The following is a 7,626-nucleotide window of genomic DNA, read 5'->3' on the forward strand; positions in this document are numbered from 1 at the left end:
ACCTGAGCTACTACCAACAAGAGAACAAGGGTTTAAAGTACAGCCAAGAAGATGGGTTGTAGAAAGGACTTTTGCTTGGGTTAATAGGAATAGAAGGCTATCGAAGKAGTATGATTTACTCACAACATCCACTGAGAATTTCATATACCTAGCTATGAGTAGGGTTATGTTAAAGAGGGAATATGCTTGAATTTACTAGTTTCCGGACAACCTCTAAATGGCGATCAGAAAAGCATTTTACTTCGTGGTTGGGGCTAAGCCCTGCTAATAAAATTACAGGGGAAAAAGTGTTTAGCACAAGAACACGTAAAGTCATTAATCGTGCCGCGAATGCATTTCGAATGGCTGCTCACTGTGTATCAAGAAGCAATAGCGGAATAGGTGCATATTGTAGAAGGTTAAAAAAACGACTAGGTGCACCAAAAGCGATTACTGCTACGGCAAGGAAATTAGCATGTATCTTTTATAGTATGTTGAAGTATGGACAAGAATATGTAGAAAGAGGAATAGATTATTATGAAACACGTTACAAAGAGAAAGTTGTAAAAAATTTAATCAAAAAGGCACAGGAATTCGGTTATATCTTAGTTCAACAGGAATAACTAATGGGAAGTTTCTTAGAAGCCAAAGATATACAGGAATATGCATTCCAACACCAACTGATGGTTGGGTAGGTGAAAATAATCATCAGACTGGTTTATCAGGTGATTTGCCAGACGTGAGTAATAATCCACAAATTTTTGAAAGTACTGATTCAGTACAGCTAGATAATATTGTTTTTAGCAATCTAATTCAGCTTTCCTTGATTAGTCAAGAGCATAATTCTACCTGCAATGATCATGTAATTTGTGATTCAGGTCACAATTCTGACGATGAGGATCAGATTCCAGAGGACTTTCCTTCAAGGAAACGAGTACGATCGATTGAAATTGATCAGTTTGAACCGTTGTACAAGAAGAGGAAAATAGAAGCACAAAATAATCAAAAATATACAGAAAATGTATGTAATCCAACAAATGGTGGTTTGTTAGGTGAAAGTGATAATCCACAAACTTTTGAAAGCGATCCTTTACAGCATGGTAGTAATGGTTTAGGTTATAACTTCAATGGTTATAGTCGAGCAACTTATAGTAAATTAAGTGCTTCAGATCAAGAAGAGGGTCAAGGCTATTCTTTAGGTGGTTCTTGTGAAAATAAAGAAAATTTGACAAAGGGCGCTGGTGGTAGTAATCAGACTTTTGAAGGTGAACAGAAAAGCTCAGAATTTCCGAAAGTTGACAATTGGTCAGATAGTGATGGGAACTCAGAAGATAGTTCGGACTCAAAAAAGGGTTCGTACTATAGTTCAGGTAATCTTGATTCAATGGAGTTAACAGATGATTTGGATTCAGAAAATGATCGGGACCTAGAAGATGATAATCCTTTTCTAAAAGACTCACTTTTTATGAAACTAAAAATGTCGTTAACTCAAAGTAAACAGGATCTGATTGATAAATGCTGTGGAGAGGTGAGAGGTATAACAGAACAAAATGAACAAAAAGATATAAAAAATACTCCAGAAAGTATTAAGTGCATAGTAGCTAAATACTTAGAAAAAGAAGTAATGTTAAATTTAAAATGTAGTTGTTGTAACAAAACTGTAACAAATACAGTATTTGAAGAAATAAAAGATCTTACTAGTGGTAGTCATATAAGTAACAGAAGTAACACTTTTGTATTTGATAACTTTCCCTATCAAAGTAAAGATAAAAACTGTAACAAAGAAAGTGAAGATAAAAACTGTAACAAAGAAAGTGAAGATCAAAACTGTAATAAAGAAAGTGAAGATCAAAACTGTAACAAAAAAAATGAAGTGTCCGAAGAGGACATTATCAAAAGCATTGTTAGTAATTTATTGTTAGAAGGTGGGAAAGTAAAACGCCATAGTTTTTTCGATGGGAATGAGTTTGAGCAGATAGTGACTTGTAATGGATTTGATGATGGTCTTTCTGAGAAATGTAAGGAAATTGAAAGCAAGCTAAAAGGTTTAGCATATGAAAGTATTGTAAACAAAAGCAAGCAGACTCAAAATGTATTAGGAGTAGACAAGGATAATAGATATTTTTGTATAGAGTACTCGCAAGATAGTATTGTTGAAGTTGCAGAAATCCTAAACAATGAAAAAGCCAAAGACTTAAATTTAAGAGTTGGCATACTCAAAATTGGAGAAAGTATAGTAAGAGTTGAAAATGTAGAAGAAATAGGGGGAAAAAGAAATTACATGGATGTCTCAAAAGGTGGTATTGAAATGTCTTTTACTACTGAGGTAGGAGAGATAAGTATTTATCTAAGTCCTAGTGAGAAAGGCAGCAATAAAATAAAAGTGGAGATTGATGGGGAAAACAGAGCAAGGCTTAATGAGTTAAAAAATAGGGGAAAAAGTTTAGGGGAAAACTGTCTTTTAGGAGGAAAAAGTGTTGAGGAAGCTATAGAGCATGAAAGTTTTGAAAGATATGGCAGTGTACCTAACACTGCTATGAAGGAACCTAGCTTAGGTTGCGTTGCTAACATAGCAAGGGGGGGATAAGCTTGCAGAGATAAAATGATGGGCCAAATTGGCAGTATTTCGCTTTTGTAATGTACTTCAAAATGGTAGTATGCAAGCTAGATAGAACTTAATTGACAGACAAGAATTAACTGATGGAAAAATTGACATAATCAAACAATCACAGAATAAACTAGTGAATTTTTTGAAAAGTATATAAAATTCAAGTTTAAGTAAATAGCATGGCACTTAGACTCATTCCAGACAACCTCGATATCAAGTTTAGTAAATATAGGGATTTGACTGCATTAATTAGCATTATTCTTATCATCTTTTCAATATTCACTGTTGTGCTGCGTGGAGTGAACTTAGGCATAGACTTTGCAGGCGGAATTTTGATAGAGATAAAATCTTCAGATGAGAATCACTCTATTCTCGATGCATTGAAAGAAAATGGTTTTACAGTGCAGAGTTCAAAAGCGGGTGATAATTTAGTCATGCGTTTTAAAGATGAAGGAGATGAAGATAAAATCAAAAAGATAAAAAGCATACTAGAAGAAAAGCTGGGGAGCTCAATAAGCTATCGTAAAATAGACTATGTTGGCCCACAAATAAGCTCAACACAAATATTTGAAGGAATGTTATCCATGTTGATCGCGATTGTTGGAATATTTTTTTACGTTTGGTTTAGATTTAATTGGCAATGTGGATTCAGTGGAATAACAGCACTGATTCATGACGTGATTTTAACTGTTGGTTTTATTAGCCTAACTGGCATTGAGTTTAATATTTCATCAGTTGCAGCTCTCCTTACTGTCATTGGTTATTCAATCAATAACTCAGTAATTATATATGATCGGATTCGAGAGTATCGCAGGAGTGGTAAAAGTGGGCGGATGAGTGAGGTAGTAGATGCAAGTATCAACGCTACATTATTTCGCACTATATTAACTTCTGTTACAACCCTTCTTGCTGCTCTTCCTTTGGTATTAATCTGCACAGATGCAGTGAGAGACTTCAGCTTGATCATTTTTTTTGGTATTTTGATTGGCACTTGTTCTGCAATATTTATTTCTGCTCCTATATTGACCTACAGAGCTTTGATAAGTAGATTGTAGAAGTGTTTAGTCGCGGTATAATATCAACTTATTATCTCTTATAGTGAAATGAAAATACCTTAAAAAGCTCATTCCAAGTAGTGAATGAGACATAGAATGAGTGTTAACGCTTGCCTGTACATCATTAATCAAAAAATTTCCTATTTTAACTTGAGGTATTTGAACCACTCCAGCTTTTATTTGACCTTTCGCAGTTTCATATATTTTAAAATCCTGAACATTTTGTAAGTTAATACCAACATGTAATGCGTCTTTTTGTGATAGAACAATATCGGTTGCTCCAGTATCAAGCAAAAACGTTATATTGCGATCATTGACTTGAGCCTGAATATAAAAGTGTCCATCATATGACTTCGTAAATTCAATACTTCCACTATTCTGACCGCTATTTTGAATTCTTCCTTTATATGGTAAAAAAGTACTGAGAAATCTGTCGCTTAGTTTGTCCCTTTGTGAATCAATAAGCATTGCAGTAGTGGCTATTATTAGCAACCAAATAACTAGATTTTTCACCGCGTTCATATTGTTAAAATTTGAAGCTATTAAAATAAATTTTAAAGATCAGCGTTAAAAGTTATTATTAAAAATAAGTAAATTTCATTGTTTTAGTACAATATTTAGTATACACTTTAAGAAGATATGTTTGATTTAATTTCATGTCAGAAGCAAAAAGTTTAATTTTGGCAGCTATCCTTTCCATGTTAATCATGGTGTCTTGGCGTATTATTTATGATAATTTTTTTAGTACAAACCAAAACCAGCCATTGATTGAAAATATTGAACATATCGAATCTTTTAACGACCTTGCTCCTATAATATACCAAAATCGTTCTGAAATTATTAATTCTACTCGAGAACAGAGGGTTAGTTTAACCAATAACATGATTAAAGGATCAATTTCTCTGAAAGGTGCAAGGTTTGATGACTTAATTTTAACTAATTACCACTTAGAACCGAGTTCTTCTTCTCCACAAGTGGTGTTACTGTCACCTGCAGAATCAAAAGATGTATATTTTGCAGAATTTGGGTGGCTCGATCCGAGTAACAAGATTAAAGTTCCAGATTCTAAAGCAGTCTGGCGAGCAGATAAACTTAATCAAAAAGAGGTCAATTTATCTTGGGACAATGAGAATGGCATTTTATTTAGAATGAAAATTAACCTCGACGATAATTACATGTTTAAAGTTGAGCAAGTTGTTGAAAATAATACAAAGGATAATGTAGTTTTGGTTCCTTATGGTAAAATTAACCGTAAACGTGACAATATCAACGAATCTTATTGGATATCCCATGAAGGAGTACTGGGTGCATTTGATAATAAACTAGAGGAGTGGAGATATAAGGATATTTCCAAAAAACATTTAATAAAAGCAAGCACGAGTGAAAAAAATTGGTTTGGTTTTGCTGATAAATACTGGCTCACAGCCATCATACCTGAAAAATCTGATAAAATAAATGTAAGCATTAAACACACAAACGTTAATAATACTGATAAATTCCAAGTAGATTTTGTCAAACCTTACAAGAGCATACTTCCTGGTGCAAGCGTTTCTAATGTGAATTATTTTTTTGCTGGAGCAAAAAAGTTGAATTTACTGGATTCTTATAAGGACACTCTCAATATACCCCTGTTTGATAAAGCTGTAGATTTTGGTATTCTTTACTTTATAACTAAACCAGTGTTTTTACTGCTTGAATATTTTAACTTCGTTTTAAAAAATTTTGGCTTAGCAATATTATTGCTGACTTTAGTAATCAAACTTTTGATGCTTTCCTTATTTAATAGATCATATATTTCGATGTTTAAGGTAAAAAGCCTGCAGCTTGAATTAACTCGTATAAAAGAGTTGTATAAAAATGACAGCTTAAAGCAGCATAAAGAGACAATTGCATTGTTTAAGAGAAACAACGTAAATCCAATGTCGAGCATTTTTCCCATGCTAATACAAATACCGGTATTTTTTGCTCTATATAAAGTATTATTTGTTACTATAGAGATGAGGCATGCTCCTTTTTTTTTATGGATTAAGGATCTTTCAGCTCCTGACCCAACGAACATCTTTACATTATTTGGGTTGTTTAATTATAACTTTCCTATTTCTATAGGCATTTTACCTATAATTTTCGGTGCCACCATGATAATTCAGCAGAAGCTAAGTGAGAAAGATCAAACCAGTAAAGATGATATTCAAGTAAATGTTATGAAGTTTTTACCTTACATTTCTGTCTTTATTTTTTCTTCTTTTCCTGCCGGCCTGGTAATATATTGGATATTTAGTAATATTATAACTCTAATTCAACAGTCATTAATAAAGTTGTTTTTAACAAAAAAAGTGGTAGTAAATGTCGAGAATACTAATAGTTAATTCGATTTATTATACTGAAATAGCGAACCTTTTGCTTGAAGGTGCAATTGATAAATTAAAAGGCAGTAATGCCAGTTACGATGTAGTTGAGGTTCCTGGTACATTTGAGATACCAGCTACAATTCTTTTTGCAGTCAAGAGTGGGCATACTAATTATGATGGTTATTTAGCTCTTGGGTGCGTAATTCGCGGTGAAACCGATCATTATCAATATGTTTGTAAAGGAGTAATTGAAGGCTTAAATGAGGTTGTTATGCATTATGCAATACCCCTTGGTATGGGTGTAATTACCGCTGACAGCAAAGATAAAGCACTAGTTAGAGCTGATAAAAACAAAAAGAACGTTGGTGGCCATGCAGCCTCAACTGTTTTGCGTATGATAGATTTACACAATAAATTAAAATAATGGAGGAAAAACCAGTAGATAAAAAGTGGCGCATAAAAAGAAGCACGGCAAGATTTCTTGCTGTACAAATTGCTTATTCAAATATTTTCGTAGGTTACAACAAAAGCACTTTTAAACTGGAAAATTGTGAGCTTAAGGACTACATAAATAAGTTGAAAGATATATTTGAATGTGAAGAATTTGAACATCAGTTCTTAGAAAACTTGTTATATAAGGTTATAAAAAGCAGTGAAGAATATGATAAAATAATAGAGTCTTATTTACACCCAAGTTGGTCCCTTTCACGGTTAAATCTTATAAGCTTATCTATTTTGCGTGTTGCAATATGTGAGTTAGCTAATTGTGATACGCCAGTTCCAGTTGTCATTAATGAATATACTAACATTGCATCTGATTTACTTGATAAACCAAGCGAAATTGGTTTTATTAATGGGTTATTGGATAAGGCAAAAGATGCAGTTAAATTAAATAAAAATCCTTAGCAATTATAGCCAGCAAGCACAAGGTGTCATCCGAGTAGCTGCTGTATGAACATTGTCTACTAGATCCCAGTGCTTGACACTGGAATGGCTTTGTTGCATAGCAACTGAAAAAATCTGGTGGCTACTGACAAAATTCATTATAAATAGCGATTTAACTGTTGAAGAAAAAATATGCCACAAAAAATGAGGGTCAGTAACCATAGCGAATATAACAAATTTCTAGAAAAAAGAGGAAATATTTTTCATTATATCAACGAAGCCATAGAAAAGTGGTACGAGAATGGTCCAAAAATACCAGGTGGCAACAATATTTATAGCGATAAAGTTGTAATTTTGGTGCACATAATAACTTGTTTATTTAGAATAGGCCTGAGGCAAACAGTTGGGTTTATAGCAGGATACCTTGAGCAAATTGGGAAAAATTTGCAAGTTATCAGCTATTCACAATCATCAAAAGAAACTCAATATTAAGATCAATGATTGCAGAAAATAATATGGAAGATATCGAAATTGCTATAGACAGTACAGGAATTAGTATATACAACAACACTCCTGGTCATAGCAAAGAAAATAGCGAAGATAGAAAGTATCGCAGCTATGAACAGACAAGAAAATTGCATGTAATGTTGAATACAAACAGCAAAAAAGCCATAGCTGTAAAATACAGTAACGGCTGATCACTATGGAGCTTGTGATTTGCTAAAAGAAGTCGATTTTCAGTATGTCATAA

General features: G+C 33.2%; 7 protein-coding genes and 2 pseudogenes. 8 read left to right on the top strand and 1 reads right to left on the bottom strand.

What is annotated here, in order from left to right:
* The 4 genes and pseudogenes from OZD64_RS01650 to secF all read left to right on the top strand — a co-directional run.
* A partial coding sequence (locus OZD64_RS01650; protein ID WP_274999189.1) for a transposase occupies positions 1-190 on the top strand: 190 nt, incomplete at its 5' end.
* A gap of 22 nt (positions 191-212) precedes the next feature.
* Positions 213-602: pseudogene (locus tag OZD64_RS01655) on the top strand (transposase); the annotation flags it as partial.
* Complete coding sequence (locus tag OZD64_RS01660; RefSeq protein WP_274999191.1) at positions 572-2,566, top strand: hypothetical protein; 1,995 nt, start codon at positions 572-574, stop codon at positions 2,564-2,566. The pseudogene OZD64_RS01655 and the gene OZD64_RS01660, both read left to right, overlap by 31 nt.
* A 200-nt stretch (positions 2,567-2,766) precedes the next feature.
* A complete protein-coding gene (gene secF, locus OZD64_RS01665) occupies positions 2,767-3,642 on the top strand; it encodes a protein translocase subunit SecF (RefSeq protein ID WP_274999190.1) in 876 nt (291 codons plus the stop codon).
* A gap of 6 nt (positions 3,643-3,648) precedes the next feature.
* Here secF and OZD64_RS01670 read toward each other — a convergent pair whose 3' ends face one another.
* Positions 3,649-4,164: a TIGR02281 family clan AA aspartic protease gene (locus tag OZD64_RS01670; RefSeq protein WP_006279648.1), complete on the bottom strand. Its 516-nt coding sequence runs from the start codon at positions 4,162-4,164 to the stop codon at positions 3,649-3,651.
* A 134-nt stretch (positions 4,165-4,298) separates the two neighbouring features.
* On the opposite strand from OZD64_RS01670, the gene yidC reads away from it, so the two are divergent.
* From yidC to OZD64_RS06835, 4 genes and pseudogenes are all read left to right on the top strand, one after another.
* Positions 4,299-6,008, top strand: coding sequence for a membrane protein insertase YidC (gene yidC / locus OZD64_RS01675; protein ID WP_038199761.1), 1,710 nt, complete (start codon positions 4,299-4,301; stop codon positions 6,006-6,008).
* Positions 5,986-6,414 carry a 6,7-dimethyl-8-ribityllumazine synthase gene (locus OZD64_RS01680; RefSeq protein ID WP_006279647.1) on the top strand — a complete coding sequence of 143 codons (429 nt, stop codon included), beginning with the start codon at positions 5,986-5,988 and terminating at the stop codon, positions 6,412-6,414. The genes yidC and OZD64_RS01680 overlap by 23 nt, the downstream gene beginning before the upstream one ends.
* Positions 6,414-6,896 (top strand): transcription antitermination factor NusB, encoded by a 483-nt coding sequence (gene nusB, locus OZD64_RS01685; protein ID WP_007549265.1) that lies wholly within the window; start codon positions 6,414-6,416, stop codon positions 6,894-6,896. Before OZD64_RS01680 ends, nusB begins: the two co-directional genes overlap by 1 nt.
* 171 nt (positions 6,897-7,067) lie before the next feature.
* Positions 7,068-7,626 (top strand): annotated as a pseudogene (locus tag OZD64_RS06835) (transposase); the annotation flags it as partial.

The sequence above is a fragment of the Wolbachia endosymbiont of Drosophila tristis genome (genome assembly GCF_028981745.1).
Lineage (GTDB): Bacteria > Pseudomonadota > Alphaproteobacteria > Rickettsiales > Anaplasmataceae > Wolbachia > Wolbachia pipientis.

Excerpts from the sequence above, each read along its gene's own strand:
- secF (WP_274999190.1), top strand. The coding sequence starts at position 2,767 with ATGGCACTTAGACTCATTCCAGACAACCTCGATATCAAGTTTAGTAAA.
- OZD64_RS01670 (WP_006279648.1), bottom strand. The coding sequence starts at position 4,164 with ATGAACGCGGTGAAAAATCTAGTTATTTGGTTGCTAATAATAGCCACT.
- yidC (WP_038199761.1), top strand. The coding sequence starts at position 4,299 with ATGTCAGAAGCAAAAAGTTTAATTTTGGCAGCTATCCTTTCCATGTTA.
- OZD64_RS01680 (WP_006279647.1), top strand. The coding sequence starts at position 5,986 with ATGTCGAGAATACTAATAGTTAATTCGATTTATTATACTGAAATAGCG.
- nusB (WP_007549265.1), top strand. The coding sequence starts at position 6,414 with ATGGAGGAAAAACCAGTAGATAAAAAGTGGCGCATAAAAAGAAGCACG.